Source organism: Brevundimonas sp., from assembly GCF_046295595.1.
Taxonomy (GTDB): Bacteria; Pseudomonadota; Alphaproteobacteria; order Caulobacterales; family Caulobacteraceae; genus Brevundimonas.
Genome location: NZ_JBKBMX010000029.1, coordinates 1 through 25,024 on the forward strand (window position 1 = coordinate 1; position 25,024 = coordinate 25,024).

Sequence of the window (25,024 nt, forward strand, 5' to 3'; positions counted from 1 at the left end):
CCCGGGCGGCTCCGGAGCCCCGGACGGGCCGGGGCAGGGCTCGCCCCAGCCGGCCCTGCATTGGGCGGGCGGCGGCGGCGGCGGTGGCGGAGGCGCAGCTGCAGGGGGCGGTCATGACGGCGGCTCCGGCGGTTCGGCCGGCGCCGGCGGCGGCGGCGGAGGCGGGGGCGTGACGGCCGGCGGCCTTGGCGGGTCGGGCGCGAACGGACGCGTCTGGCTGATCGCGGAGGGATGAGCGCCATGTCCCGGTATCGCAATGACCCCGAACTGGCCCTGCTCGACCTCGAGGCCTGGGACTCGCCCTGGCGGTTGTCGGAGGACGACCTCCATGCCCAGGCCGGCGCCGATCGGCCGCATGGCGGCCGCCCTGTCGACGAGCGGGAGGACGACCGATGAGCGGGCCGGTCGAACACTCCGTCGCGCCGTCGCCGCTGGCGGAGGGGCGCTGGCTGTGGCGGCGGCTTTATGTTTTCGCCACCAGCGGCGGCGCCTGGCTGTTGCTGGATCGCCTGATCGCCCAGACCCCGCCGGAGGCGGCGCTGTCGCTGGCGAAGGGTCTGATGGCGCTGCTGGCGCTGACGATGATCCTCTATCTGGTGGCCCCGACGGCGCAGCAACTGATCGCCAGCCTGCGCACGCTCCGGCCGGGCGGGGAGGGGCGGTGATGGGGTACCGTCTGTCCGAACGGTCGATGCGGCGGCTTGAGGGCGTCCATCCGCGTCTGGTCGCCCTCGCGCGCGAGGCCGTGGCGCTGAGTCCGGTCGACTTCATGGTGACCGAGGGCCTGCGCACGCCGCAACGTCAGGCCGCCCTCGTCCGGGCCGGGGCCAGCCGGACCCGCCATTCGCGTCACCTGACCGGCCATGCCATCGACGTCGCCGCGCTGATCGACGGCCAGGTGCGCTGGGACTGGCCGCTGTATCCGCGCATCGCCGCCGCCTTCAAGGCCGCGGCCGCGAGGCAGGGCACGGCCATCGTCTGGGGCGGCGCTTGGCCGACGCTGCGCGACGGTCCGCATTTCGAACTCGACCGGAAGGTGTTCCCGTGAAGCCGCTCGCTCTGTCGCTGCTGAAGCCGGCGGGCTGGGTCCTCGCGGCGCTGGCCGTGGCCGTCGTGTTCATGCTGCTGGTTCAGGGGCTCGGCTTTCGCTGGGACCCGTTTGATCGGGCCGGTCGCCGGCTCGAGGCGGCGGAAACCCGCGCCGCCGCCGCCGAAGCGGAGGCTGACGCCCGCCGGCTCGAGAGCGAAGGCGCCGTCGCCCAGCAACGCCGTGTCGAGACCCATCACCAACAGGCCATGGAGCTCGGTCGCGCCACGACGCGGGCCGGGGCTGAAGCGAGGAACGCTGATGACGCCGAACAACCCCTGGAACCGGCTCGCGCCGCTCGCCTTGCTGGCCATGATCGCGAGCTGTGCCGCATCGCCCCGGCCGTCTGCCCCGACGCCGCGGCTGACGCTACCGGCGGCGGCGGCCACGCCGTGCCGGCTGGAGCGGTTGCCGGAAGGAGCGACCCTAGCTGATTTCGAGATCGCCTACACGGTCCGCGGCCTGCGCCTGGCGGAATGCGAGGCCGCTCGCGCGCTGGCGGTCGAGACGCTTTTGGCCGAGCGGGCGCTTCAGGACCGTTGGCGCGCCGGGTCGGTCCCGTGAGGCGCCCGGCGCAATCTGCCGGTCGATCCGGCAATATCTGCCGGGCTCCCGGCAGATAGTGCCGGGCGAGCGATGTGCTTAACAGAAACTAACGCAGCAAAATCAATGGAAGGGGCGGTGGCATGACGGATCGGCAACTGGTCCCGTCCTTGCTGCGTACCGCTCCGAGCAAAATGCTCCCGGCTGCCAAAATGGCGTCGGACACCTTGAAAAAAGGACTATCGTCATGGCGCTGAACAGCGTTAACACGAACGTGGGCGCAATGATCGCCCTTCAGAACCTCCAGGTCACCAACAAGGATCTGGGCACGGTTCAAAACCGCATCAGCACCGGCAAGAACATCTCCTCGGCCAAGGACAACGGGGCTATCTGGGCTATCGCCCAGGGGCAACGCGCCGAAATGGGTGCTCTGAACTCTGTCAAGGACAGCCTGAACCGTGGCCAGTCGGCCGTGGACGTCAGCCTGGCCGCCGGCGAGAGCATTTCCGATCTGCTCCTGCAGATGAAGGAAAAGGCCCTGGCCGCGACGGACACCTCGCTGAACACGGCTGCGCGCGACGCCCTGAACGAAGACTTCACCTCCATCCGTGACCAGATCACCACGGTGGTGGACAACGCGACGTTCAACGGCCTCAACCTGCTCGACGGTACGCTGACCGGCGGCTTCAAGGCGCTGGCCAACACCTCGGGTGACGCCACCACCGGCGTGATCACCATCGACGACGAAGACATGAGCCTCTCGGGCAGCATCGTCACGCTCGGGGCTGCCGCCGCGATCGATACGGCGTCTGCTGCCACCGCGGCTCTGGGTGATGTGAACACCTCGATCGACAACGTCTCCGCCGCCCTGGCTCGCCTGGGCACCGGATCGAAGTCGCTCGGCACCCACCTGAACTTCGTCGGCAAACTCCAGGACACCCTGGAATCCGGCATCGGCAACCTGGTGGACGCCGATCTGGCCAAGGAAAGCGCCCGACTGCAAGCGCTGCAAACCAAGCAACAGCTTGGCGTGCAGGCCCTGTCGATCGCCAACTCCTCCACCTCGATGCTGCTCGGACTGTTCCGCTAAGGATCGACCGGAAGGGCGGGGCCTCACGGCTCCGCCCGACCGATCCGCGCCGTCATACGGAGACGCCGGCTGATCGCCGGCGGAAGGAGCGATGCAGAACAATGCGAGGATAGATCCGACTGGCGCCGTCGCCGTCCAGCCCGCCGCCGCATCCACCGCGAGCGGCGACTTTCACGACTCGCCCTTCACGCAGGCCGCCGAGCGCGCCGCCCGCTACCGACTGGTGATCGAGGAAGGGCCGCAGTCCGGCTCATTTATCTACAAGACGCTGGACCGGGTCACCGGCGAGGTCGTCAAACAGTTGCCGCTGGAGCAGGTCGTCGACCTGATGCAGGCGGACCGGTACCGCGCCGGCTCGGTGATCAACACCAAGGCCTGACGCGGACCGCACCATCCGAACCGCCGCGCAGGAGCGATCCGCGCGGTTAAAATGCGTGGTTAGCGAGCGTTAACCATGTGTGCACGGTTGTTCTCATAGCCTTGGCCAAACCTGAAAGGCCGAGTCGGATGACGAACAGCGTCCATACCAATACTTCCGCCGCGATCGCGCTGCAGAATCTGACGCGCACCAATGAGCGCCTCGGCGACGTGCAGAGCCGGATTTCGACCGGACTGAAGGTCCAGGGCGCCAAGGACAACGCCGCCATCTGGGCCATCGCCCAGCAGCAGCGGGCCGATGTGGGCGCGTTGAGCGCTGTCAAACAAAGCCTCGACCGGGCGACCTCGATCGCCGACGTGGCTCTCTCGGCCGGCGAATCGGTCTCCGACCTGCTGAACCAGCTCAAGGAAAAGGTCGTCGCCGCGAAGGACTCTTCGCTGAAGACCCAGGCGCGCGAGCTGCTGAACGCCGACTTCCAGGCGCTGATGAAGGCGGTCGGCTCGGCGGTCGAGAATGCGGCCTTCGACGGGGGCAATATCCTCAACGGCTCGCTGTCGGACGGGATCACCTTCCTCGCCAATGCCGACGCCTCTTCGTTCGTGACGCTGACCGCCAAGGATCTCAGCCTGGGCGGGGCGATCATCGAGCTGTCCGCCTCGGACACCCTGCTGACCCTGTCCGGCGCGACCCAAGCCCTCGATCGCCTGGACGACTCAATCACCCAGTTGAACGCCTCACTCGGCGCGATCGGCGCCCAGGCCAAGCAGATCGAGGCCCACAACAGCTTCGTCAGCAAGCTGGTGGACACGCTGGAATCGGGGATCGGCAATCTGGTCGACGCCGATCTGGCCAAGGAAAGCGCGCGACTTCAGGCCCTGCAGGTGCAGCAGCAACTGGGGGCCCAGTCCCTCTCGATCGCCAACCAGGCGCCGCAGATCATTCTGTCGCTGTTCCAAGGCTAGGTTTTCAGCCCCGGCCGGCTCCCGAGCGGCCGATGTAAACCGGCGCGGGCCGCCGCCGGTGGCCGCGATGTCCAAACCCGTACAGGGCGAGGAAGGATCTCAAGGTTTCGACGAAGGCAGACATGCGGCACGTCTCCTGCTTCCACGGCGAACCTCAAACATCCGCCGCCAGCCATTGTTCCCTGAGTCGCGCCCGGAGTCGTTCCGCGGGCGGACGTTAAGACCTCGTTACGCCCGAACGGGGATACTGCAGGCGGGAGCGCGGTGTGATCAACAACGGCTATCTTCTGGGTTTGTTCGGCGGGACCGCCACCACGGCGTTCAGCTCGGCCACGTCCGCCGCCCTGGCCCAAGCCGCCCGCAAACAGCCCACGCCGCCATGGTCGCCCAATGCCGTGGCGCCGGAGCCCGACGCACTGGTCCGTGCGGCCCTTGGCGGGCGAAAGCTGATCAATGAAGACGCCGCCCAGCTGGACGTGAAGTCGGCGTCAGCCGACTACCGCAAACTGTTCGCCCTGTATCAGGGCCTCAGCAGCCTGAACGCCCTCGTCAACCGGTCCGCCACCAAGGGTGTCAGCAACCTTGAGCTGACGCAGTTGACCAAGCGCTTCAGTTCCGGTCTGGGCGAGATCGGCTCGTGGCTGTCCGCGTCGGAGTTCGACGACGTCCGCATGGTTCAGGGCACGACCAAGGCCATAAGCAAGACCACGGCGGCGGTGCCGCGGGACAGCGCCCGGGCGGTCATCGGCCCGATCCACGAGGGATCGATCGCCACGCCCGTCGCCGCCTTCCAGGGCGACGTCCGCTTCAGCATCACCATCAAGACGCCGGTGGGTGTGTCGGACTTCGCAACCGAGGCGGTGCCGATCGACCTCGCCGACATGGGAGCGACTCCCCGGACGCTCGACAATGTCGTGAGCCACATCAACACCCAGCTCGAGGCCGCCGGCGTCGAGACCCGTTTCGGCCGCGAGCAGGTCAAGGCCGAGCCACGGACCCTGCAGGTCAATGGCAAGACCGTGACCCTGCCGGCCAGCCCCGACAAGTGGGCCCTCGTCATCCGCGGCTCCTCGACCGAGACCGTCGGCTTCACCGCGGCCGAGACCTCCGACGCGGTCTATGTCGTGCAGTCCTCTGGCGCCGCTGGCGGCGGGCAGCTGCTGAAATTCCAGAGCGACGGCGGCGCCGCGACGGCCCCGACCGCGGCGGGCATCGGCGAGACCCACTGGGTCGAGGGCCGCCTGTCGCAGGACGCCCTGCCGGACGGCGTCGAGACGGTCCGCGCCAGCGCGGTCGGTCCGGATGGCTCGTTGTGGATCGTCGCCGATGTCACGGCGGGTCCGGACAGCCAGCCGATCAAGGGCGTGCAGGACGTCGCCCTGATGAAATACGATCCGGCCGGCCGGCTGGTAGCCACACGCACCCTCGGCGCCGCCTCGACCGCCGGCGGCTACGCCATCGCCATTGACGCCAATGGTCAGGTCGCGGTCGCCGGATCGGTCACCGGGGCGCTCAACACCAGTTCGACGGACGCCGGAAAGACCGGCGTGGTGGCCGACGTCGCGGACAGCTTCGTCACCGTGTTCGACAAGGACGGTCAGGAGGTCTGGACCCAGCGACGCGGCGCCCGCGCCGCCGACGAGGCCACGTCGGTCAGCTTCGGGGCCGACGGGACGGTCTATATCGGCGGGCGCGCCAAATCGGCCGTGACCGGCGGCGTGGCGGTCGGCGGCTGGGACGGCTATGTCCAGGCCTTTAAGGCCGGGGAACCCTATCCGACCGCCGGTATCGTCTCGAAGGCGACGGCGACCACCCAGTTCGGAACCGCCAGCGACGACAGCGTCGACGCCATGACGATCGACGGTTCGAACCTCTATACGGCCGGCGTCGAGAACGGCCGCGCCGTCGTGCGCCGCTTCACGCTCGACGCGGACGGGGCGCCGACCCTCGCTTCGACCCGGGATCTCGGCGCCATCAGCGGCGACATCGCCGGCGTGTCGGTGTCGGGCGGCAAGGTCATCCTGACCGGCACGAGCCGCGACAGCGGTCTGACGGCCGGGACGGAAACCACGGCCCACTCCGGCGGCAAGGACGTTTTCGTCGCCGCCCTGTCCGCCGACCTGACCCCGGCGGCGGGCGACCGGATGACATGGTATGGCGGGGCTGGTGAAGACAGCGCCGCCGACGTCAAGATCCACGACGGCAAGGTCTGGATCACCGGCGTCGCTGACCGCGATCCGGCGGCGGACGAGACCGACCCGACGAAGGCCTATCTGGTCCGTCTCGATCCGCTCAGCGGCGCGGTCGAATACGAGCGGACCTGGTCCGGCGACGGCGATCAGGCCCGGCCGATGACCCTGGCGGTTGCGACAGACGGGGCCAGCGTGCTGGACCGGCTGGGCTTCCCCCAAGGGGAGATCGACCAGAGCGATTCGAAACGGCTGGTCGACGCCACCTCGCTGCGGGTCGGCGACCGCTTCTACGTCAGCCCCGCCGACGGCGGCCGGTCGGTGCCGGTGACCATCGCCGCCAAGGACACGCTCGCCACGCTGGCGCGCAAGATCGAGATCGCCTCGAACGGCGCGCTGAAAGTGACCGTGGCGTCGGAAGGCGGCTCGGTCACGGGCAAGGACGGCGAGATCACCACCACCACGGGCGGCTTCCAGAGGCTGTCGATCATGGCCCGCGACGGCAAGGCCGGCGCGGTCCTCACCCCGGGCGAGACCGGACGCGACGCCCTGGCCGGGTTGGGGCTGTCATCGGGATTCATCGGCGCCTCCAGCGGCGACGACGTGCGCAAGACCTTTGGCGTCGACCTGCCCGGAGCCCTCAATCTCGCCGATCCCGCGGCGCGGAAGACCGCCGGCGAGCGGCTGCAGGCCGCGATGAAGGCGGTGCGTGACGCCTACCGGGCGCTCGATCCCGCAACCGCGACGGCGGCCGCCGCCAGCGGCCCGGTTCCAGCCTATCTGACCAACCAGCTGGCCAATTATCAGGCCGCCCTGGACCGACTAACCGGCTAGGCGGGCGCCGAAGTTCGTTGACGCGGCATGGCCCGGCGGGGTTATTGGACTCCCCAGCCGCGCGAGCCTTCCATGCCCCAGAACAACCGCATCTTCATCGCCATCGGCGCCGGCCTCGCGGTCGTCGCGGCGGTGGTGATCGCCCTGATCTTCTCCGGCGGGCGTGACCGGGATGCGGGCCCGCCGCCCGCCGCCCAGGGCGGGCTCACGGTCGCAGTCGCCGACGCCCCGGAACTGAATACGACCCGCGAGCTGCGCTGTTATGTTGACGGCCAGTTCGTCGGCATGGCCACCCTGGTCGATTGCGCGCGCCGCAACGGCGTGGCCACGGACGCCCTGGACGTGGGCGTCGACGAGACCGGCGCCTTGGTGGCCTTGCCGGCCGCCCCGATCATCGAGCCGCCTGTTGAGATGGTCGACGCCGGGCCTCTGCCCACGCTCGAGACGCCGGAGCCGGGCGCCTCCGCGCCGCCTCAGGCCCAGGCCGCCGCGGGCGCCCAATGCCTGCGTCATACGGGCTCCGACTGGCGCTCCCTGTCGCAGAACATGAGCCTGAACGCCTGCGTTCAGGCGCTCTACTCCGGCACCTGCGTACGGCCGGGCGACGCCCTGTACGGCCGTTGGGGCAATACGACCCTGCGTCTGGTGCCCCGCCGCGTTGAACAGTCGGCTGACAACAACCGCTTCCGCACCCTGGTCGAACAGGATCGCGGCTGCCAGTTCCCGGAGCTGCGTGGATGACCCGCGTTTCCCTCCCGATGGCGGCCGCCGCCCTCGCCCTGTCCCTTACCGCCTGCAGCAGCGCCGTCGAGGCGCCATTCGATCCGGGCGTCTGTTTCGCCGTGGAAGTCGACGAGGCCGGCGGGCCGCCGGCCTTCAACAAACTGGCCGAAGACCAGCCCCAGATCGAACACTGCGCGGCCCGCCTCGAAGAGATGCGGCTACGGTTCCTGCGTCAGGGCGGAAGTCGTCAGGACATCACCGGGGCCTATCAGGGCAGCTACATCTTCATCGACCGCGAGGGCGTGTGGATCGGCAAGTCGCTGGAAGGTTCGCGCTTCATCGCCCTGGCCCGGACCGGCGACGGCCGTCTCGCGGTGCCCGGCGCCATCTCGCGCGATGCGTCCGGTCGCCCGGTCGGCGTCGCTGCGCCGGTCGAAACGCCGCCTGCCCCCGCTGCGGGACAATAGAGAACAAATCTGGAACATCGCGCCGTAGTCAGCTAGATTGCGGCCGCGAAACGAAAACGGCCCCGACGGCGTCAAGCCGCTCCGGGGCCCACGAACAACCGGCCCGGACAGTGCGAAGCACGAGGGGCCCATAAAAAGGATTCGATGATGGCTGGCAGCGTCAACAAGGTCATTCTGGTCGGCAACCTGGGCAAGGACCCGGAGATCCGCACCCTCAATTCGGGCGAGCGGGTCGCCAATCTGTCGCTCGCGACCTCGGAGCAGTGGCGCGACAAGGCCACCGGCGAGCGCAAGGAGAAGACCGAGTGGCATCGCGTGGTCATCTTCAACGAGAACATCGTCAAGGTGGCCGAGAACTATCTGAAGAAGGGCTCGACGGTTTACATCGAGGGCTCGCTGCAGACCCGCAAATACGAGCAAAACGGCGTCGAGAAATACACCACCGAGATCGTGCTGCAGAAATTCCGCGGCGAACTGACCATGCTGGGCGGCCGCGCCGACAGCGGCGGCGGCGCTTCGCGTGGCGGCGGCGACGACGACTATTCGTCGGGTTTCTCGACCGGCGGGGCCAACAAGCCCAGCGGACCCAAGGAAAGCTACGATCTGAACGACGACATTCCGTTCTGATCGGATTCCGGCTTGGCCCGGACGGTGACGGTTCGCGCCGTTTGCGTCCGGGCCACATTTGGAAATGCAAAGTGTCGGCCGGTGTTCTCGCTTCGCACCCCCCGCCAAGCTAATCCACCGGGGTGATCACGCCCGACAAACCCCACAGCCCGCTGTCCCTCATCGAGATCGCCGCCATCGTGGCCGTGGTGGTGATCTGGGGCGTCAACAACGCCGCGGCCAAGCTGGCGACAGAGAGCCTGCCGCCGCTGCTGACCGGGGCGCTGCGGTTCGGGGTGGCCGCCGTCTGCCTGATCCCGTTCGTGCGACCGCCGTTTCCCAACTGGAAGAGCCTGCTGATCATCGTCGGCGTGGGCGGGCCGCTGCACTACGGGCTGATCTATCTGGCGTTCTGGCTGGCCCGCGACGTCAGTCCGGTGTCGGTCGCGACACAGCTATGGGTGCCGTTCACCGCCCTGTTCGCCTTCCTGCTGCTGCGCGAGCGGATATCGCGCGCCGCCCTGATCGGCATGGGCGTCGCCTTCCTGGGCGTGGCCTGGATGACGCTGGACCCGCACGCCATCGCCGACTGGAAGGCCATCCTCGTCGGCGTCGCGGCCAGCGCCGCCTGGGCTATCACCACCGTGGTGGCGCGCCGGACGACCTCGATCCCGCCGCTCAAGATGCAGGGCCTGCTGGCGCTGACGGCGCTGCCCAGTCTCGCCTTCGCCTCGGCCTTTTTCGAGCGCGGCCAGTGGGAGGCCATGCAGCAGGCGACGCCGCTGGTGTGGGCCTGCGTGATCTGGGCCGGGCTGGTGTCGTCGGTGCTGGCCACCACCATGGTCTTCTGGCTGGTCCAGAAGCGTGAGGCCGGGCGGGTGACGCCCTATCTGCTGGCCACGCCGGTGGTTTCGATCCTGATCGGCTGGCTGTTCATGGGCGACGTGCTCACGACGCAGATCCTCGCCGGCGCCGGACTGACGATCGCCGGTGTCGGGGTGGTGGCGCTGGCGGAGCGCGGCCTCAGGGCCGGGGCGGCGAAAGCGTGATCGCGGAGAGGCCTAGAGGCCCGGCAGCTTGAAGCCGGTGTCCTGACGCGGGGCGATGACGATGCCGGTCTGACCGCCGGTCAGCGCCTGCAGCCGCGCGTATTCGCTGGCCGCGTCGATGGTGACGGCGCCGGCGGCGGTCTGGGTCGTGGTCGGCGCCTGGCTGGCGGCGTCGTCCCCGCGCCAGAACAGGATGCGGTTGGCCCAGCCCTCTTCCTTGTGCGCCAGATCGCCGAACTCGTCGTCGATGACATAGCGGGCGAGGGGATCGGCGCGGTCGCCACCGGCCTGGGCCACCAGGACCTGCTCGCCGGGCGACCGGGTCACGGCCTGACGCTGGCCCAGCAGGATCTGACGGGCGGCGGATTCAGGGGCCAGCTCCTGCGGGCGCGGCTGGCCGGGAGCCGGCGGGCGCAGGCCGTATTCCGGCGGCACGGTCAGGGGGGCGGTGGATACGGTCAGGAATTCGTCGGGCGTCACCTTGGCCAGACCGATCGATTTGCCCACGCTCCCGCACCCGCCCAGCACGAGGGCCGAGGCGGCGAGGGTCAGGACGGCGGAACGGGTAAGGCGCATGATCAATCTCGGCTGGTCGCGCCGGCAGGCGCGCGCAAAGTCCCTTGAAGGAAGCGGCTGATTACGACTTTTCGGCGGCCACGCCAACCTTGGCGGCCCTTTCAGACAGCACACTGTCGAGGATCAGCAGGACCACCCCAACGGTGATGGCGCTGTCGGCGATGTTGAACACCCACGGAAATACGCCCGTGCCGGAGAAGTCGAGGAAGTCGACGACGAAGCCGAAACGGATGCGGTCGATGACGTTGCCGATCGCTCCGCCCATGATCAGGCCGATGGCGCTGATCAACAGGCGACGGTCGGCCTTGAGCGCCCACCATGCCAGCACGCCCGCCACCACGACGGAAAAGGCGCTGAGCATCCAGCGGGCCGAGCCATCGCCGAACAGGCCGAAGCTGACCCCGCGGTTCTCGACCCAGGTCAGGTTGAAGATCGGCGGCAGGACCAGGACGCGGCCCGCCTCCCGCAGATCGAGGCTGGACATCACCCAGGCTTTGGTCAGCTGGTCGATAACGACGATGAGAAAGGCGAAGCCGTAGGCGGCCAGGGCGATGCGTGGGATTTTCATTCGGGTCGCTGAAATGTGAGGCCGTCCGGTTAGCAGTCCGCGCGGCGCACGCGAAGGGGCAATCGTGCCGCATCGCCTGCGGCATCCAAGGTTGCGCCGGGGCGTTGCAGACCGCAAATGTGACGCTTCCCAACCGAAGCCCCGCCCGCCGAAGGAGCGCCGATGCCGCATGCCGACAACCTGATTCTGACCCTGGTCGGCGGTTTCGTGCTGGCGTTCGTGTTCGGGATGCTGGCCAACCGGCTGAAGCTGTCGCCGCTGGTCGGCTATCTGGTGGCGGGGGTCATGGTCGGGCCTTACACGATCGGCTTCGTCGCCGACACCGAGCTGGCGCCGCAGCTGGCCGAGGTCGGGGTCATTCTGCTGATGTTCGGCGTCGGACTGCATTTCTCGCTCGCCGACCTGATGAAGGTGCGCAAGATCGCCGTCCCCGGCGCCCTGGTGCAGATCGCCGTGGCGACAGGGCTGGGTTGGGGGCTGGGCCGGCTGTTGGGGATGGACAACCTCGAAGCCGTGCTGATGGGCTTCGCCCTGTCGGTGGCCTCGACCGTGGTGCTGCTGCGCGCGCTCGAGGAACGCCGGGAGGTCAAGGCCGAGGTCGGGCGGATCGCCATGGGCTGGCTGATCGTCGAGGACCTGGTCATCGTTCTGGCTCTCGTCATCCTGCCGCTGCTGGTGGCCGGGGCCGGGGGGGAGGAGGCGGCGACGCCGTTGATGCTGGCGCAGTCGATCAGCTGGACCCTGCTGAAGGTGGCGGGCTTCGTCGCCTTCATGCTGGTGGTCGGGACGCGGGTGCTGCCGTGGCTGCTGATCAAGATCGCCCACACCCGGTCACGCGAGCTGTTCACCCTCGGGGTGCTGGCCATCGCCCTCGGCATCGCCTGGCTGGCCTATCAGCTGTTCCACTCGTTCGCCCTTGGGGCCTTCCTCGCCGGCCTGGTGCTGAACAGCTCGCCGCTGGGGCACAATGCGGCCGAGCGGTCGCTGCCGCTGCGCGACGCCTTCGCCGTGCTGTTCTTCGTCTCGGTGGGGATGCTGTTCGACCCGTCGATCCTGCTGCGCGAGCCGCTGGCCGTGCTGGGGGTCCTGGGCATCGTCATCGTCGGCAAGTCGATCGCCGCGCTCGCCATCACCACGGCGTTCAAGCTGGACCGGGCGACCAGCCTGACGGTCGCGGCGGCGCTGGCCCAGATCGGCGAGTTCTCCTTCATTCTCGCCGCGCTGAGCGTCAGCCTTGGCGGTATGACGCAGGGGACGCACGACCTGATCCTGGCCGCGGCCCTGCTCTCGATCACGCTCAACCCGTTCGTCTTCGCCTTTATCGACCGGATCGGCGCGCGACCGCGGCCACCGGCGAGCGGCTCGCCGGAGGGCATCGCCCTGGCGAAGGAAGAGGCCGCCGCGCCGAATCCCGCGACGGCCTGATCCCGCCCGGGGTCAGAGCACCCCGATCATGCTGGCCACCAGCGGATGGCGGACAATGTCCTGCTCGGCCAGGGTGACCACGGCGATGTTCGGCACCGGCTCCAGCCGCAGGGCGATGTCCGACAGCCCCGAGATGCCGGGCAGCAGGTCGGATTGCTGCGGATCGCCCGTCACCACCATGGTCGAGTGCCAGCCCAGCCGTGTCAGCAGCATCTTGAGCTGCACATAGGTGCAGTTCTGGGCCTCGTCGACGACGATGAAGGCGTTGTTCAGGGTGCGGCCGCGCATATAGCCAATGGGCGCGATCTCGATCAGCCCCTCGGCCATCAGCGCCTTGACCCGCTTCATGCTGAGCCGGTCCGACAGGGCGTCGTACAGCGGCCGCAGATACGGAGCGAGTTTATCTTCCATGTCGCCCGGCAGGAAACCGATCGATTCCCCCGCCTCGACCGCGGGGCGCGACAGGACGATGCGTCCGACCTTGCCGGCCTCGAGCGCCTCGACGGCCTTGGCGACGGCCAGATAGGTCTTGCCGGTGCCTGCGGGGCCGAGGGCCAGAACCATGTTGTGGTTGTCGATGGCCGTCATCAGTTCGGCCTGACCTTCCGACTTTGGCTTCAGCGTCTTCAGATAGGCCTGTTCGCGATCGTCGTTGGAGGGATAGGGTGACCAGCCGGCCTGGGTCGGGAGACGCCGCACCTTGGCGTCCTCCATGAACTGCCGTGAATCCAGAACCCCGTGTTCACGGGACATGTCGCGGGTCTGACGCTTGATTGCCGCACGCTTGGTCATGGACGCCTCCAGGGCATGAAAAAAGGCGATGCCGCAAAAGCATCGCCTCGAACGACGGTGGGGAGGAGAGAGACGGAGGATGCCACGCACCCGCCCGGGTCGGAGGAAGGTCCCCTTTGCAGGGACTGGACTTCCAGCGGGAAGGCCCGCCGACCGGAACGCGTCACGCGCGTCCTCCTCGATTTGACCGGACCGGGCTTGATCCGGCTTCGCATCCGGGGCCGAAATGACGGCCTCGAATCGCATCTGCACTATGATGCTAGCGTGGTTTACGAGAGCTTAAAGCCCTCGTTTTGTTTAGAAATGACGGTGTTGTGATGAATGTTTACTGTCTCGATGACAAGAAACCGCAGCTTCCGCCCGAGGGCGAATACTGGTTGGCGCCGACCGCAACCCTGATAGGGGACGTGATTCTGAGGTCGGGCGCCAGCGTCTGGTTCGGCGCAACGCTCCGCGGCGACAACGATCCCATCACAATCGGGCGCGACACCAATATCCAGGACGGCAGCGTCCTGCATTCCGATCCCGGCGAGCCGCTGACCATCGGCGACGGGGTCACGGTCGGGCATATGGTCATGCTGCACAGCTGCGAGATCGGCGACAACACCTTGGTCGGCATCGGCTCAGTGGTTCTGGGACGGGCGAGGATCGGGAAGAACTGCCTGATCGGCGCCAACACCCTGATAACCGAAGGCAAGGTGATTCCCGACGGCTCGCTGGTCATGGGCCAGCCGGGCAGGGTGGTGCGGCAGCTGGAGCCCGGGCAGATTGAGGCGTTGAAGGCGTCGGCCGCCCACTATGTGCAAAACTGGAAACGCTATGTCCGCGACCTGACCCCGGTGGGCTAGCTCCCCTTCGTCCGCAAGCCCGCCAGCCGTTTCAGCGCCGGCGCCACGACGGGAATGGTCAGCATGGTCGAGGCCAGCGCCATCAGCAGCAGGGCGGTGAAGGTCTCATTGGTGATGATCTGCTTGTCGAGCAGGATGTTGGCGAAGATGATCATGATCAGGGCCTTGGTCTGCAGCAGCCAGCCGATGATCGACGCCTCACCCCTGTCCCATTTAAGAATTCGGCCGGCGATCTGGATACCCAGCAGCTTGCCGGCGACCGAGGCGACCAGCAGCAGGGCGGCCGCGCCGAACACCATGAGGCCGCCGACGTCCCACTGGGTGCGCAGGCCGGTGGAGAGGAAGAAGACGGGCATGACCGCCAGCAGGATGTGGTGGCGGAACTGGTCCATCTGCTTCTGGTCGAACCACTCCGAATCCAGCACCGCCCCCGACAGGAAGGCGCCGACCATGAAATGCAGGCCGGCCCAGTCCGCGGCCAGGCCGCAGGCGGCCAGCCAGATCAGCGAGACGTACCAGCGGTCGCTTTGCGGGATGCGCCGCATGATCATGCGGATGGCGAGGGTCGCGGCGGCGAAGCCGACGAGGAAGGCGCCTTGGCGGCCGATCCGCTCCCAGTCCAGCAGGATGAGCGCCAGCACGCCCCAGATGGCGATGTCGTCGAGACTGGCGTAGCGCAGCACGCGCTGGCCGAGCGGCTGACGCAGGATATCCAGCTTCTCCATAAGGAGGACGAGGATCGGCAGGGCGGTGACGGCGCAGGCCATGCCGATGCCCAGCACGACCTGCCAGGTCTGGCCCGCCGGGCCGGCCCAGCCCGGGCTTGTCGCCAGCATGGCGATGGCGGCCAAGGCGCCGAAAGCGAGCGGAACGGTCAGGGCCAGACCCGCGGTCACGCCGGTCTCGCCCCGGTGCCTCCAGGCCTGTTTGAGGTCAAGCTCGATGCCGGCGATCCAGACGAAGATCATCACCGCCCACCAGGCGATGCCGTTCAGGGCGGTGACCACCTCGGGGCTGAAGACGAAGGCGTAATAGTCGGGGAAGGCGGCCCCAATCACGCCCGGACCCAGCAGGATGCCGCCGATGATCTGCACCACGACGAGCGGAGCCCAATAGTCCGTCCTGAAGACGCGCCAGACGAGATACGGCACGCTGAAAATGATCAGCATGGCGATCAGGAAGACCTCGGTGGTGGTCATATGCATGGGCGTTCCGGGCCAGAGGGTGACCGCAAAGCTATGCACGGCCGGCGAGACCGGGGAAGTCCGCAGCCCTCATTGGGGCCTGACTTCGTGTAACGGCGCTCAGTCAGGCGATGCGGCGGCCATGCACGGCGGCGAGGCAGAGCGGCGCCCGTGCGGCCTCGCCGACGCCGATCGAAACCCGCGCGGTCAGCAGTCGCGCCTCGTCCGTCGCCAGGGTCAGGGTCGCGGCGGGGGCGTAGAGCCCCAGCAACCTGTCCGGCTCGCCGGACGGACCGCGCAGCGGCAGCAGGGCAATCTCGATCTGGGCCTCGATGGCGCCGGCGAGGGCGACGATCACCACCGGCCGGCCTTCGCGAACGGTCTGGATCAACGCCGTGGACACCAGCGGCCGGGAGGCCGCGCGCCAAAGCGACAGCAGGGATTGGTCCTTGAGGGCCTCGCCATGGAAGCCCTCGATCCAGCTGCCGGCCAGCCGAATGACGGCGTCCTCGCCCGCACGACGTGCCATGAAGGCGCGCGGCAGGCGCAGGCCGAGGACCTGCGGCTCGACGGCCGAGCGGTCGGGAATCCCGCCGCGCGAATCGGTCCGCCCGGCCAGGGACGTCCAGTGGTCGATCAGGAACTGCGTATCAGGGTGAAACATCGCCTTGTCCTCTGACCGGTCGGCCGCAAGGAGCGGGCCGGGCGAATCGCAACGGAAACGAAAGGCTTTTGCGGTTGAGATGAGGGCTGGAGCGGCTCGCCTGTTGCACGGGCCGCGGACGTTTTGATCTTGGAGGTCGGCCCATGCGGGTGCGGATCATGAATTGGACCCCGGCCGTGGCGACCTTTGTCGTCGTGACGGCTGTCGCCGGCGCCGCCTCTGCGCAATGCGGACCGGTTTGCCCGCCGCCGCCGCCGCCGTGCTGCGAGCCGCCCCCGCCGCCGCCTCCCCCGCCGCCGCCGCCGCCGTGCTGCCAGCAGCCGCCGCCCCCCCCTTGCTGTGGCGGCGGCGGCAATATCAACGTCAATGTGAACGTCAACGCCGGCGCCAGCGCCGACGCCAGCGCGCGCAGCCGGGCCGGCATCAACGCCCGCGCCGGCGGCAGCACCTGGGTCTCGGGCGGCGGTTCCGCCTACGTTACGGTTGACCAGCCCTATCCGACCACCATCAACGGCCTGACCGTCGAAGGCGCGCGGGTGCGGGAAACCATCCGGGTGCCGTATGAGGCGCGCCGGCGGTGGGAGAAGCGGGTCGTCATCCGCGCCTTCTGCATCGACGATCGGAATGTGCCGCACCCGGCCTCGCAGGTGCGCCCCGACCGTGACGTCCACGGCGACTATGAGGGCGAACTGTATCGCTGCCTGTCCGGAACCTGGCTGCAATATTCGTGGGCCGAGTACACCGGCGACAGCGAGTTTGGCGAGGGTCAGACGATGGACTGCCGCAAGGGTCAGGCCCTGTGGCACGGCCGCGGCGGCCGGCTCGAATGTCGCACCCAGAAGGCCGAGCGCGACTGCAACGAGCGCTCCCTGCTGCGGCGCTACGGCGCCGGGATCAAGATCCTGACCATGGTGCGGGAGGAAACCTATACCGAGTACCGCGAGGAAGTGATCGAGCAGACCGGCGTCGCCGTGTCGGGCGCGTCCATGACCCTGGACGGCGGGGTCGGCGGCCGGGTTTTCTGACGCGGACCTGAGCAGCGGCGTTCAGCCGGGCGTCACCGCGCGCCCGGTAGGATGTCCATCGTCGGCTCTGTCGACGATCCTGAGAAGCGACTGGCCCCGATCCGCAAGGATCGGGGCTTCTTTTGTCGCTATTCGGCGGGAGCCGCTTCCGGGTTGGCCGAAACCACCTGGATTTTCACCGCCGTCGCATCGGTCAGATATTTCCGCGCCAGGCGTTGGATGTCCTCCGGCGTGACGGCCTCGAGCACGGCGATGTGGTTGACCGTCTGCGTGACTTGCGCCGGGTCCTCGGCGACATCCGCCAGTTGGCTCAGCCAGTATTCGTTGGTCGCCTGGCTGAGACGCAGGCGCTCGATGGCCGGAAGGCGGGCCCGGTTCAGCTCGTCCGCCTCAGGGGGCGCGTCTCGCAGAGAGGCCGCGATCGTCTCCACCGCCGCATAGTAGGCCGGGATGCTGCTTCGCGCCGTCTCCGCCTGCACCAGCATGAAGCCGTAGTCGGGGAAGATGTCCGAGGACTGGGCGCCGACGCCGGGAGAATAGGCGAGGGCCTGTTTCTCGCGAATCTCCTCCAGCACCCGCAGGCGCAGGACCTGGCTGAGTACCGAGAGCTGGCGGGCCTCGGTGCGGTCATCGACCGCGTCGGTGGTCGGCCATGCAACGATGGCCAGGGCCTGTTCGGCCGGCCCCGTGTGGGTCAGTTCGATGGGTTCGCCGGTCGGCGCCGGGAAGCGCTTCTGGTCCGAGCCGGGCAGGGGCTGCGCCTCGGGTCCGCGCGGGGGCAGGGCCGCGAAGGTGGAGGCGACCGAGGCGATGGCGGCCTCCACCGTGACGTCGCCGACCACGGTGACGTGGATCGGGCCGCTGGCGAGGCCGCTGGTGATCTCGGCCTTGAGCTGGTCGTTCGTCCAGCCGGCCACCGTATCGGCCCCGGGCACCGCGTCGCGGGCGTCGCCGTTGCTGAGCAGGGCGCCGCCGTCGACGGCGAACGCGCCGCCCGGCGTCGCCCGCGCCTGCTCAAGCTGCTGACCGTAGGCGGATTGAAGCCGCTGGAACGGCGCGGGGCGCAGGCCGGGGTCGGTCAGATAGGCGGCGAGAACCTGCATCTGCAGCGCCAGATCGGCGGGTCGCGTCGCGCCGGTGAAGCTGTAGCGGTCGCTGGCGCTGAAGTTGGCCGAATAGACCCTGCCATTCAGGACGCGGCTCATCTCGTCCGCGCTCAGCTTGCCCAGACCCCCGGCGGTGAAGATCGGACCTGCGCCGAGGCTTTCGACCGAGGCCCGGTCGGTCGGCTGGCCCAGCTCGCCGATGCCGGTGTCGACCCGCACGAGGATCTGCTCGTCCCGGAATGCGGTCGGCTTGACCGTCAGGGTGACGCCGTTGGCGAAGGTGATCACGGTGGCGTCGAGTTCGGCGATTTCATGCTGGTCCGCCACGGCGCCGGCTGTGCCGAAGGTCTCATAGGGCCAGTCCAGCTCGGTTTGGGCCGCGGGAGGCGTCACGGGCTGCGCGCGCGAGGCTTCCAGCGCCGCGGTTACGGCCGCTTCGCCGCCCTCGATCGGAACGGGGGAGACCACGAGAGCCATGGGCCCCTCGCCCTGGAAGACCTGCGGCAGGCTCTGGTTGACGGTCGCGGCTGTCAGCCCTTCGACCGAGGCGTTGAACAGGTCGAGGCTGGTCTGCGGGGTATTGAAGACCGTCTTGCTGTTGACCGACCCGGCGAGGGCGTTGGCCAGCAACGGCGTCCGACGCGTCGCGGCGCTGGCAACGGCGTTCTCCAGCGCCGTGCGGGTCGCCGTGATCTCGCGCTGAAGTTCGGCGTCGGAAACGCCGTACTGGACGAGGCGGCGCTGCTCCTGCTCGATCGCCTCGAGCGCGCGCCGCCATTCGCCGACATTGTACTGGGCCGAGACCGAGGCCGCGGCGAAGCTGTCGGCGAGCTCGAACTCGCCGCCGCTGGCGGCGAGGAAGGGCGGGTTGTCGGCGCGCGCCATCTCGCCAAGGCGACGGTTCAGGACCGCGACGCCGAGGCCGCGATACAGGTCGTCGCGACGCTCGCTGACGCTGTCGGGGTCACGATCGGGATTGCGGATGAAGCCGAGGTCGATCGACGACTGCACGCCCGGCTCGACGAGTATCCGCGTTTCCGGTCCGCGCGGGGCGACGGTTCCCAGATCCGGCTCGGGACCGGCCGGACCCTTGCCCTCCCAGCTTTCGAAGGCCGCCCGGACCTTGGCCTCCATCTGATCGACGTCGAAATCGCCGACGGCCACGAAGGTCGCCCGCTCGGGGCGGTAGTAGCCTTGATAGAATTCCACGAAGCGCTCGCGCGGCGCCGTGCGGATGATCTCGAGGTCGCCGATCGGCAGACGGTTGGCGATGCGCTGGCCGGGCGCGTAGAGCGCCAGCTGGGCCTTGATCGAGCGCAGGCCGGGCGTGTTGCGCAGACGCTCCTCGCCGACAATGACATTGCGTTCGGCCTCGACGGCCTCGGGGTCCATCAGGGCCTCGGACATCTGCTCGCGCAGGATGCGGAGCGAGTCATCGACGGTGCCGGCGTCGGCGTTCGGGATTTCCAGCATATAGACCGTCTCGTCGAAGCCGGTCGATGCGTTGGTGTCCGCGCCGAAGGCGAGGCCGCGCCGCTCGAGAATGCGCAGCAGCTCGTTCTCGGGAATGTTGGTCGTTCCGTTGAAGGCCATATGCTCCATGAAGTGGGCGAGGCCGAGCTGGTCCTCGTTCTCCATCAGAGAACCGGCGTCGATCCGCAGCCGGAACGAAGCCTGCCCCGGCGGCGTGGCGTTGCGCAGAATGGCGTACTGCATGCCGTTGAGCAGGACGCCGAACCGGACCGCGGGGTCTGCGGGAATGTCGCTGGCGGCCTGCGCCCATGGGTCGGACGGGGACTGCGCCTGGGCCAAGGCCGGGGACGCGGCCGTCAGGACCGTCAGGGACGCGGCGGCGAGAAGGAGCAGGCGATGGGGGGTACGCATGGTCGGGGCGACTTTCCGATAGGCGCGGGGGCTCCGGAATCGGGGCCGCGCCGGACAAGATTTGTCGGGCGCGCGGCCTCGTCGCCGGCGCCCGGGCGACCTTTGAGGCCACCGGAAGTGCGCTCAAGTTACAGAAAGTTAATTTCCCGGCCGCGAAACGTGGAAGGTGGCGGCGTTCCCCGTCGCATTGGCGCCGGTGATCACGGCGCGACCTGACCCCGCCACTGTCGTACTGGCCGTGGCGGAGACGTCGCCGCTGTTGGTCTGGCTGTTGCGGGCCTCGAGGTAGCCGGCGCACTCCGAGCAGGCGTAGCCGGTGACGCTGTTGCCCACGGCGTCGGCGCCGACATAGGCGTCATAGCCGTTCGTGCCCGAGAAGGTGGCGGTGACGTCGACGCCGCCCGAGTTGAACTGGCTGTTGTCGATCTCGACATAGATATCGTTGTTGCCGACCGACAGCTGGTTGCCCGCGCCCTGCGCATGGGCCTCGGCCCGACCGTAGTCATAGGCGGTCGTGGTCGCCGCGGCGCGAACGAAGGCGCTGTTGTCCTGGCTCGACTCCACCACGACCGACCCGCCCTCGTTATACAGTACGGCCTGGTTGGCGGCCGCCTGCGCCCGTCCGGCCAGATCCCAGGCGTTGCCCGCATTGGCGCTCGACTCGGCCTCGACGTAATCGCCGTTCGAGGTCTGGACGATGCCGAGGCTCTGGCCCGAGGTCTGGCCGCTGTTGACGGCGATGGCGTTGACGATGGCCTGGCTGGAGACGCTGGCCTCGGCCGGAATATACTGGGTCTCGATACGGTCGTAGGCCCGCACCGTGGCCGAGGACGACTGGTCGATCGTCCCGCTGATCGATGAGCCCTCGCCGTACATGGCGACCGTGTTCGAGATCGCCGAGGCGTTGATCACGGCCCCGCCCAGCAGGCGGGCGTCGTTCTCGCCCAGCTGCGAGGTGGCGCTGACCAGGGCCCCGGTGTTGGACTGGGTCGCATCCACCGTCGCGTCGGCGTCATAGGCGCTGACCGCCAGATAGTTGCCGCCGGCCTGGGTGGTGGCCGTGACGAGACCATAGGTGTCGCCGCCGAAGGTCATGTCGGTAGCCGCGACCGCGCTGCCCTGCATGGCCTGGTCCGACTGAACCGGGATCGATCCGTTCTCGACCGCGGCCGATGTGCTGTTGCCTTGGGCCGAGGTGCTGACCGTGACCTGCTCCTGCGCGTCGACGACGTTCAGCGTCTGCGACGCGAAGATGTCGCCCTCGAACAGCTGCCCGTTCAGGACGATGGCGCCGCCTTCGGGAGGCGGCGTCTGCGCCGTGGCCTCAGTAGCGGCTGCGACGCACAGCGCCGTCGCGGCTATCGTGCCAGCGAGACGGATCCGCGCGGGTTTCGCCATTGTTCGTGTCCGTGTTGGGGTAGGCCGGATAATAGCCTCCCGTGGGGCCGGTGGTGCCGCCGAGCGGGTCCGGGCCGGCCCTGAGGCAGACGTCGGGGCCCGGCGCGCCGTACAGATTGGCCATGAATTCGACCGTGGCCCGTTCGATCAGGGCGCGGACGGCCAGCTGGACCGGCTCGAGGCCGCCTTCTCCGGCGGAGATGTCGAAGACGTTGCCGTTCAGGAAGTCGAACACCCCGGCCGAGATCTCCCGGCCGATGATCTGCTTCTGGTAGGAGACGACATCGACGACCTGCAGGGTGGTGGTCTGGATCAGCCGCAGGTCGATGGCGATGTTCATCACAAAGGCCTTGCCGGCGAAGGCGGCCGACAGCGGCGTGTCGGTATCGGCCTGGCCGCCCGCGATGTCGAAACCGCCCGAGCGGATGTTGTAATTGACCTCGGTGATGCCGCCGATGATGTAGAAATCCGTGCCCGGCACCGAGCCGGCGAGGATGCGGCGGTACTGCACGTCATCGACGCCCCCGGGGCCCTGGTCGCCGATCAGCCGGTTGTTGGCGTAGCGCAGCTCCATCTCCGACACCGAGGTGTCGTAGCGCTCGTAGATCTGCGCCCCGGACTTGGCGAGGGCGCTCATGGCCATCAGCGAGGCGCCGCCGGTGACCTGGCGTCCGCCGTCGGCCGAGACCGTGCCGGTGTAGTCGCTGATCCGGCCGACCGCGATTCGCGGCGACGGCAGGTCGTAGCGGCGGGCGTAGTCGGCCATGCAGTACAGGGCGGCCGAGTAGGGGGTCGGGTTGGCGGTGACCGGCGCATTGCCGATCGGGGTCGCGTACATGCCCTGCGGACCGGCGGACGCGGATATGCAGCCGCCGAGGAGCGCCGCTATGGCTGTCGCGGCGACGATCGTCTTGAGTCGCCGAACGGTCTGACCGTGAATCATGGAAGCCTCAGGGTGCCGTTCAGGCTGGTTCCGGCGTTGACGTTGCCGTTGTTGATCTGGGTGGAATTGACGACGACGGTGTTGTGGTTGCCCTGAACCACGACGTTCAGGCTGTTGCCGATGGCGGTGGAGCCGCCGATGGCCGTGCCGCCGCTGCCGCCCGCGCCGGAATAGCTGGACGAAACGCCGCCGCTGGCGCTGGAATAGCTGTTGGCTCCGGACTGGATGATGCCGTCGACGATCAGGCGGTTGCCATTCTGGTCGCGCGTCGAGCCGGTTTGCGGCCGGGCCGTGGTGTAGCGTGAACCGCCATAGCCGGCCTGGTAGGTCCCCATGCTGGAAGAGCCGGCCGATTGGGCCGCCGCGGCGCACGGCGCCAGGAGCAGGGCGGCGCCGAAAATGGCGGGGATGGCCTTCAGACTGACGGTCACGAGAACCTCCGCACGCGAACATGGTTTAGGGGTTGGAAACCAACCCGCGTCGCAATCTGGATCATGGTTATTAAGAACCGCTTGCCAGGCTTGGCTGTTAAGTGACCTCACCGCCGAATCGACCGGAGCCCGCCCTGACCGACCAGCCGCCACACGAACCGATCTTCAGGGCGCCCGCGGTGGCGGTGATTCTGGCCGCCTCCCTGCCGATTCTGTTCTGGTTCCAGACGCGACTTGCCGATGGCGGCCTGTCGCTGGCCTTTCAGCCGGCGACTCTGTGGCGCGGCGAGGCCTGGACCGGCCTGTTCACCTCCATGTTCATCCACGCCAACTGGACTCATGTGGCGATGAACGCCTTGGGCGTCTTCGCCTTCGGCCCTCCGGTCGCGCGCCTGATGTCAGGCGCGCGCGGCGGGGTCGGCTTTCTGACCTTCTATATTGTGACCGGACTGGCCGGCGCCTTTGGCTACGCCCTTGTCCACGCCGCCAGCTACGACGCCCTCGGCGGCGCCTCGGCGGCCGTGTTCGGCCTGATGGGCGCCGCCTTTCGGGTGCTGGGACGCCGGAACGGGACGCTGCGTCCCCTGACCGATCGCCGCTTCCTCGGCATGGCCGCCGCCATGATGCTGGTGAACCTGGCGAGCGGACTGATCGGCCTCGTGCCCGGGGCGGGCGGCGCGCGCGTGGCGTGGGAGGCTCATGCTTTCGGCTTTGTCGCGGGCGCGCTGCTGATCGGCCCGTGGGTCAAACTGTTCCGTTCACGGCGGACGTCATTTGATTCGCCGCCCGATCTGCGCGACCCTTCGGCCTGAAGCGGTCCATCCGCGGCCGCGCTCTAAATATAGAGAGGAGGAGCCGCGATGCTGGTCGCCGAGATTCTCAAGGACAAGGGTGACGCCGTATTCAGCATCCGCCCGGATGTGCGGCTCGGCGAGGCCTGCGGCGAGCTGGATCGTCAGAAGGTCGGCGCGCTGATCGTCTGCGACGGCGACCGGGCCGTGGGGGTGCTGTCGGAACGCGACGTGGTCCGGGCGATTTCCCGCGGCGGAAAGGCCGCGCTCGAGAAGCCGGTGTCCGACTTCATGACCGCCGACATCGTCTTCGCCGCGCCGGCGGAGACCGTGGCCGTGCTGATGTCGCGCATGACGGACCGGCGAATCCGTCACCTCCCCGTGCTCAGGGACGGCCGGCTCGCCGGGGTGATCTCGATCGGCGACGTGGTCAAATGCCAGATCGCCGAGGCCACCCAGGAGGCCGAATCCCTGCGCACCTATATAGCGGCAGGCTGACCGGGAGCGGGGAGGGGATACGGAGCCTGTCGCTGCGGGGCTCCGCGAGGCCTCACGGCGTCCGGTGACCGCGACTCCGCGAGAAACTTCGCAAAACTGTCGGAATCGGCTTGCGAACAAAATGGCCGCTGCGTATATCGCCGCCTCGCTCGGAAACGGGCCGGCCGCCGGGGCCGCGGGGACGCAAGTCTCCCACGGTTCCCCGGGAAGAAAGTCGCTTCAGCGGGTTGCTTCCTTGAGGTGTTTCGGTTAGCTTCCGCGCTCCAATCGAATCGTCGGACGAAACAGAGGCAAGCCTCTCGGCTTTCCAGACGGTTTTCTGCGGCCCGAAATCTCCGGATTTCAGTCCCCGCAAAATGGCTGAAAAGCCCGGTTGACACGGAGAACGGCCTTCCTTAGGAAGCCGCCTCCGCCGCCCCACCAGGGTGGTTTGCAGACAGAGGTTCTTCTTTAAAAAGAACCACTTGACGCAGGAAAATGAGGCGCTAAACAGCGCCTCCCTCGTCTCCGGACGGGGCCGCGGAAAAGAGATTGTTCTTCGGAATGATCGCTTGACACGGGAAAGCGAGGCGACTACATCGCCGCCTCCGCCGCAACCGGGCGCTAAACGGTGGGGCCGCTCAAACGGTTCCCTGGTCTTTGAAATCGTTGATCTGGAAAGAGAAACGCAGGCGGCGGTGTCCTAGCGACAATCCTAGAGATTGTCTCGACACTGACAACTGCGGTCTTTTTGAAAAGACACCATGACGTTTTGGCTTCGGCCGAGGCGTTCGTGGGATCTCGTCAAGAATACGTAGAACTAATGCCAACCGGCCTTCGGGTCGGTCTGCTTAGGTCAGATAGTCAACTCAACCTGAGAGTTTGATCCTGGCTCAGAGCGAACGCTGGCGGCAGGCCTAACACATGCAAGTCGAACGGACCCTTCGGGGTTAGTGGCGGACGGGTGAGTAACACGTGGGAAC

General features: G+C 68.1%; 26 protein-coding genes and 1 rRNA gene. 18 read left to right on the plus strand and 9 right to left on the minus strand.

Annotated elements, in window-relative coordinates; translation table 11 throughout:
- Nucleotides 1–240 precede the first annotated feature (240 nt).
- The 12 genes from ACK4JY_RS14285 (at nt 241) to ACK4JY_RS14340 (ending at nt 9,929) form a co-directional block, all read left to right on the plus strand.
- Complete coding sequence (locus ACK4JY_RS14285; protein WP_409606777.1) at nt 241–396, plus strand: hypothetical protein; 156 nt, start codon at nt 241–243, stop codon at nt 394–396.
- Nucleotides 393–665, plus strand: coding sequence for a hypothetical protein (locus ACK4JY_RS14290; RefSeq protein WP_409606778.1), 273 nt, complete (start codon nt 393–395; stop codon nt 663–665). Before ACK4JY_RS14285 ends, ACK4JY_RS14290 begins: the two co-directional genes overlap by 4 nt.
- Nucleotides 665–1,048: a M15 family metallopeptidase gene (locus ACK4JY_RS14295; RefSeq protein ID WP_409606779.1), complete on the plus strand. Its 384-nt coding sequence runs from the start codon at nt 665–667 to the stop codon at nt 1,046–1,048. The genes ACK4JY_RS14290 and ACK4JY_RS14295 overlap by 1 nt, the downstream gene beginning before the upstream one ends.
- Nucleotides 1,045–1,521, plus strand: a complete 477-nt coding sequence (locus tag ACK4JY_RS14300) for a hypothetical protein (protein ID WP_409606780.1) — start codon at nt 1,045–1,047, stop codon at nt 1,519–1,521. Before ACK4JY_RS14295 ends, ACK4JY_RS14300 begins: the two co-directional genes overlap by 4 nt.
- Before the next feature lie 356 nt (nt 1,522–1,877).
- Nucleotides 1,878–2,720, plus strand: coding sequence for a flagellin (locus tag ACK4JY_RS14305; protein ID WP_409606781.1), 843 nt, complete (start codon nt 1,878–1,880; stop codon nt 2,718–2,720).
- A gap of 91 nt (nt 2,721–2,811) precedes the next feature.
- Nucleotides 2,812–3,099: a hypothetical protein gene (locus tag ACK4JY_RS14310; protein WP_409606782.1), complete on the plus strand. Its 288-nt coding sequence runs from the start codon at nt 2,812–2,814 to the stop codon at nt 3,097–3,099.
- Between the two features lie 128 nt (nt 3,100–3,227).
- A complete protein-coding gene (locus ACK4JY_RS14315) occupies nt 3,228–4,061 on the plus strand; it encodes a flagellin (protein ID WP_409606783.1) in 834 nt (277 codons plus the stop codon).
- A gap of 266 nt (nt 4,062–4,327) precedes the next feature.
- Nucleotides 4,328–7,084 carry a transcriptional regulator gene (locus ACK4JY_RS14320; RefSeq protein ID WP_409606784.1) on the plus strand — a complete coding sequence of 919 codons (2,757 nt, stop codon included), beginning with the start codon at nt 4,328–4,330 and terminating at the stop codon, nt 7,082–7,084.
- A gap of 72 nt (nt 7,085–7,156) precedes the next feature.
- Entirely contained in the window at nt 7,157–7,825 is a 669-nt protein-coding gene (locus ACK4JY_RS14325) for a hypothetical protein (protein ID WP_409606785.1), read from the plus strand.
- Nucleotides 7,822–8,274, plus strand: a complete 453-nt coding sequence (locus tag ACK4JY_RS14330; RefSeq protein WP_409606786.1) for a hypothetical protein — start codon at nt 7,822–7,824, stop codon at nt 8,272–8,274. Before ACK4JY_RS14325 ends, ACK4JY_RS14330 begins: the two co-directional genes overlap by 4 nt.
- 147 nt (nt 8,275–8,421) lie before the next feature.
- A complete protein-coding gene (ssb, locus tag ACK4JY_RS14335; RefSeq protein WP_409606801.1) occupies nt 8,422–8,901 on the plus strand; it encodes a single-stranded DNA-binding protein in 480 nt (159 codons plus the stop codon).
- A gap of 122 nt (nt 8,902–9,023) precedes the next feature.
- Complete coding sequence (locus tag ACK4JY_RS14340; RefSeq protein WP_409606787.1) at nt 9,024–9,929, plus strand: DMT family transporter; 906 nt, start codon at nt 9,024–9,026, stop codon at nt 9,927–9,929.
- Between the two features lie 12 nt (nt 9,930–9,941).
- Here ACK4JY_RS14340 and ACK4JY_RS14345 read toward each other — a convergent pair whose 3' ends face one another.
- Entirely contained in the window at nt 9,942–10,505 is a 564-nt protein-coding gene (locus ACK4JY_RS14345) for a DUF3035 domain-containing protein (protein WP_409606788.1), read from the minus strand.
- 61 nt (nt 10,506–10,566) lie between these two features.
- Complete coding sequence (gene lspA / locus ACK4JY_RS14350) at nt 10,567–11,073, minus strand: signal peptidase II (protein WP_409606789.1); 507 nt, start codon at nt 11,071–11,073, stop codon at nt 10,567–10,569.
- Nucleotides 11,074–11,235: 162 nt separating this feature from the next.
- Here lspA and ACK4JY_RS14355 point away from each other — a divergent pair, with 162 nt between their 5' ends.
- On the plus strand, nt 11,236–12,498 hold the full coding sequence (locus ACK4JY_RS14355) for a cation:proton antiporter (protein WP_409606790.1): 1,263 nt from the start codon (nt 11,236–11,238) through the stop codon (nt 12,496–12,498).
- A 12-nt stretch (nt 12,499–12,510) separates the two neighbouring features.
- Here the strand turns inward: ACK4JY_RS14355 and ACK4JY_RS14360 are convergent, their stop codons facing one another.
- Complete coding sequence (locus ACK4JY_RS14360; protein WP_409606802.1) at nt 12,511–13,302, minus strand: PhoH family protein; 792 nt, start codon at nt 13,300–13,302, stop codon at nt 12,511–12,513.
- Between the two features lie 305 nt (nt 13,303–13,607).
- Here ACK4JY_RS14360 and ACK4JY_RS14365 point away from each other — a divergent pair, with 305 nt between their 5' ends.
- Nucleotides 13,608–14,138, plus strand: a complete 531-nt coding sequence (locus ACK4JY_RS14365; protein WP_409606791.1) for a gamma carbonic anhydrase family protein — start codon at nt 13,608–13,610, stop codon at nt 14,136–14,138.
- On the opposite strand, the gene ACK4JY_RS14370 is transcribed toward ACK4JY_RS14365, so the two are convergent.
- Both ACK4JY_RS14370 and ACK4JY_RS14375 read right to left on the minus strand, forming a co-directional pair.
- Nucleotides 14,135–15,343, minus strand: a complete 1,209-nt coding sequence (locus tag ACK4JY_RS14370) for a cation:proton antiporter (protein WP_409606792.1) — start codon at nt 15,341–15,343, stop codon at nt 14,135–14,137. The two genes, ACK4JY_RS14365 and ACK4JY_RS14370, sit on opposite strands and share 4 nt — an antisense overlap.
- 103 nt (nt 15,344–15,446) lie before the next feature.
- Nucleotides 15,447–15,986 (minus strand): PAS domain-containing protein, encoded by a 540-nt coding sequence (locus ACK4JY_RS14375; protein WP_409606793.1) that lies wholly within the window; start codon nt 15,984–15,986, stop codon nt 15,447–15,449.
- Nucleotides 15,987–16,144: 158 nt separating this feature from the next.
- Between ACK4JY_RS14375 and ACK4JY_RS14380 the strand changes: the two genes are divergently transcribed.
- Nucleotides 16,145–17,011, plus strand: a complete 867-nt coding sequence (locus ACK4JY_RS14380; protein WP_409606794.1) for a hypothetical protein — start codon at nt 16,145–16,147, stop codon at nt 17,009–17,011.
- A 128-nt stretch (nt 17,012–17,139) separates the two neighbouring features.
- Here ACK4JY_RS14380 and ACK4JY_RS14385 read toward each other — a convergent pair whose 3' ends face one another.
- The 4 genes from ACK4JY_RS14385 to hfaA all read right to left on the minus strand — a co-directional run bounded on the left by ACK4JY_RS14385 (nt 17,140) and on the right by hfaA (nt 22,773).
- Complete coding sequence (locus ACK4JY_RS14385; RefSeq protein WP_409606795.1) at nt 17,140–20,001, minus strand: M16 family metallopeptidase; 2,862 nt, start codon at nt 19,999–20,001, stop codon at nt 17,140–17,142.
- A 138-nt stretch (nt 20,002–20,139) separates the two neighbouring features.
- The gene (gene hfaD / locus ACK4JY_RS14390; protein WP_409606796.1) at nt 20,140–21,399 is read right to left on the minus strand and encodes a holdfast anchor protein HfaD; all 1,260 of its coding nucleotides are present in this window, start codon (nt 21,397–21,399) and stop codon (nt 20,140–20,142) included.
- On the minus strand, nt 21,326–22,342 hold the full coding sequence (hfaB, locus tag ACK4JY_RS14395; RefSeq protein ID WP_409606797.1) for a holdfast anchoring protein HfaB: 1,017 nt from the start codon (nt 22,340–22,342) through the stop codon (nt 21,326–21,328). Before hfaB ends, hfaD begins: the two co-directional genes overlap by 74 nt.
- Entirely contained in the window at nt 22,339–22,773 is a 435-nt protein-coding gene (gene hfaA / locus ACK4JY_RS14400; protein ID WP_409606798.1) for a holdfast anchoring protein HfaA, read from the minus strand. Before hfaA ends, hfaB begins: the two co-directional genes overlap by 4 nt.
- A 101-nt stretch (nt 22,774–22,874) precedes the next feature.
- Here hfaA and ACK4JY_RS14405 point away from each other — a divergent pair, with 101 nt between their 5' ends.
- The 3 genes from ACK4JY_RS14405 to ACK4JY_RS14415 form a co-directional block, all read left to right on the plus strand.
- Complete coding sequence (locus ACK4JY_RS14405) at nt 22,875–23,585, plus strand: rhomboid family intramembrane serine protease (protein ID WP_409606799.1); 711 nt, start codon at nt 22,875–22,877, stop codon at nt 23,583–23,585.
- 48 nt (nt 23,586–23,633) lie between these two features.
- A complete protein-coding gene (locus ACK4JY_RS14410) occupies nt 23,634–24,062 on the plus strand; it encodes a CBS domain-containing protein (protein ID WP_409606800.1) in 429 nt (142 codons plus the stop codon).
- A gap of 849 nt (nt 24,063–24,911) precedes the next feature.
- Nucleotides 24,912–25,024 (plus strand): 16S ribosomal RNA (locus ACK4JY_RS14415); the annotation flags it as partial.

Coding starts and splice junctions, on each gene's coding strand:
- ACK4JY_RS14285 (WP_409606777.1), top strand. CDS start 241: ATGTCCCGGTATCGCAATGACCCCGAACTGGCCCTGCTCGACCTCGAG.
- ACK4JY_RS14290 (WP_409606778.1), top strand. CDS start 393: ATGAGCGGGCCGGTCGAACACTCCGTCGCGCCGTCGCCGCTGGCGGAG.
- ACK4JY_RS14295 (WP_409606779.1), top strand. CDS start 665: ATGGGGTACCGTCTGTCCGAACGGTCGATGCGGCGGCTTGAGGGCGTC.
- ACK4JY_RS14305 (WP_409606781.1), top strand. CDS start 1,878: ATGGCGCTGAACAGCGTTAACACGAACGTGGGCGCAATGATCGCCCTT.
- ACK4JY_RS14310 (WP_409606782.1), top strand. CDS start 2,812: ATGCAGAACAATGCGAGGATAGATCCGACTGGCGCCGTCGCCGTCCAG.
- ACK4JY_RS14315 (WP_409606783.1), top strand. CDS start 3,228: ATGACGAACAGCGTCCATACCAATACTTCCGCCGCGATCGCGCTGCAG.
- ACK4JY_RS14325 (WP_409606785.1), top strand. CDS start 7,157: ATGCCCCAGAACAACCGCATCTTCATCGCCATCGGCGCCGGCCTCGCG.
- ACK4JY_RS14330 (WP_409606786.1), top strand. CDS start 7,822: ATGACCCGCGTTTCCCTCCCGATGGCGGCCGCCGCCCTCGCCCTGTCC.
- ssb (WP_409606801.1), top strand. CDS start 8,422: ATGGCTGGCAGCGTCAACAAGGTCATTCTGGTCGGCAACCTGGGCAAG.
- ACK4JY_RS14345 (WP_409606788.1), bottom strand. CDS start 10,505: ATGCGCCTTACCCGTTCCGCCGTCCTGACCCTCGCCGCCTCGGCCCTC.
- lspA (WP_409606789.1), bottom strand. CDS start 11,073: ATGAAAATCCCACGCATCGCCCTGGCCGCCTACGGCTTCGCCTTTCTC.
- ACK4JY_RS14355 (WP_409606790.1), top strand. CDS start 11,236: ATGCCGCATGCCGACAACCTGATTCTGACCCTGGTCGGCGGTTTCGTG.
- ACK4JY_RS14365 (WP_409606791.1), top strand. CDS start 13,608: ATGAATGTTTACTGTCTCGATGACAAGAAACCGCAGCTTCCGCCCGAG.
- ACK4JY_RS14370 (WP_409606792.1), bottom strand. CDS start 15,343: ATGCATATGACCACCACCGAGGTCTTCCTGATCGCCATGCTGATCATT.
- ACK4JY_RS14375 (WP_409606793.1), bottom strand. CDS start 15,986: ATGTTTCACCCTGATACGCAGTTCCTGATCGACCACTGGACGTCCCTG.
- ACK4JY_RS14380 (WP_409606794.1), top strand. CDS start 16,145: ATGAATTGGACCCCGGCCGTGGCGACCTTTGTCGTCGTGACGGCTGTC.
- ACK4JY_RS14385 (WP_409606795.1), bottom strand. CDS start 20,001: ATGCGTACCCCCCATCGCCTGCTCCTTCTCGCCGCCGCGTCCCTGACG.
- hfaD (WP_409606796.1), bottom strand. CDS start 21,399: ATGGCGAAACCCGCGCGGATCCGTCTCGCTGGCACGATAGCCGCGACG.
- hfaB (WP_409606797.1), bottom strand. CDS start 22,342: ATGATTCACGGTCAGACCGTTCGGCGACTCAAGACGATCGTCGCCGCG.
- ACK4JY_RS14410 (WP_409606800.1), top strand. CDS start 23,634: ATGCTGGTCGCCGAGATTCTCAAGGACAAGGGTGACGCCGTATTCAGC.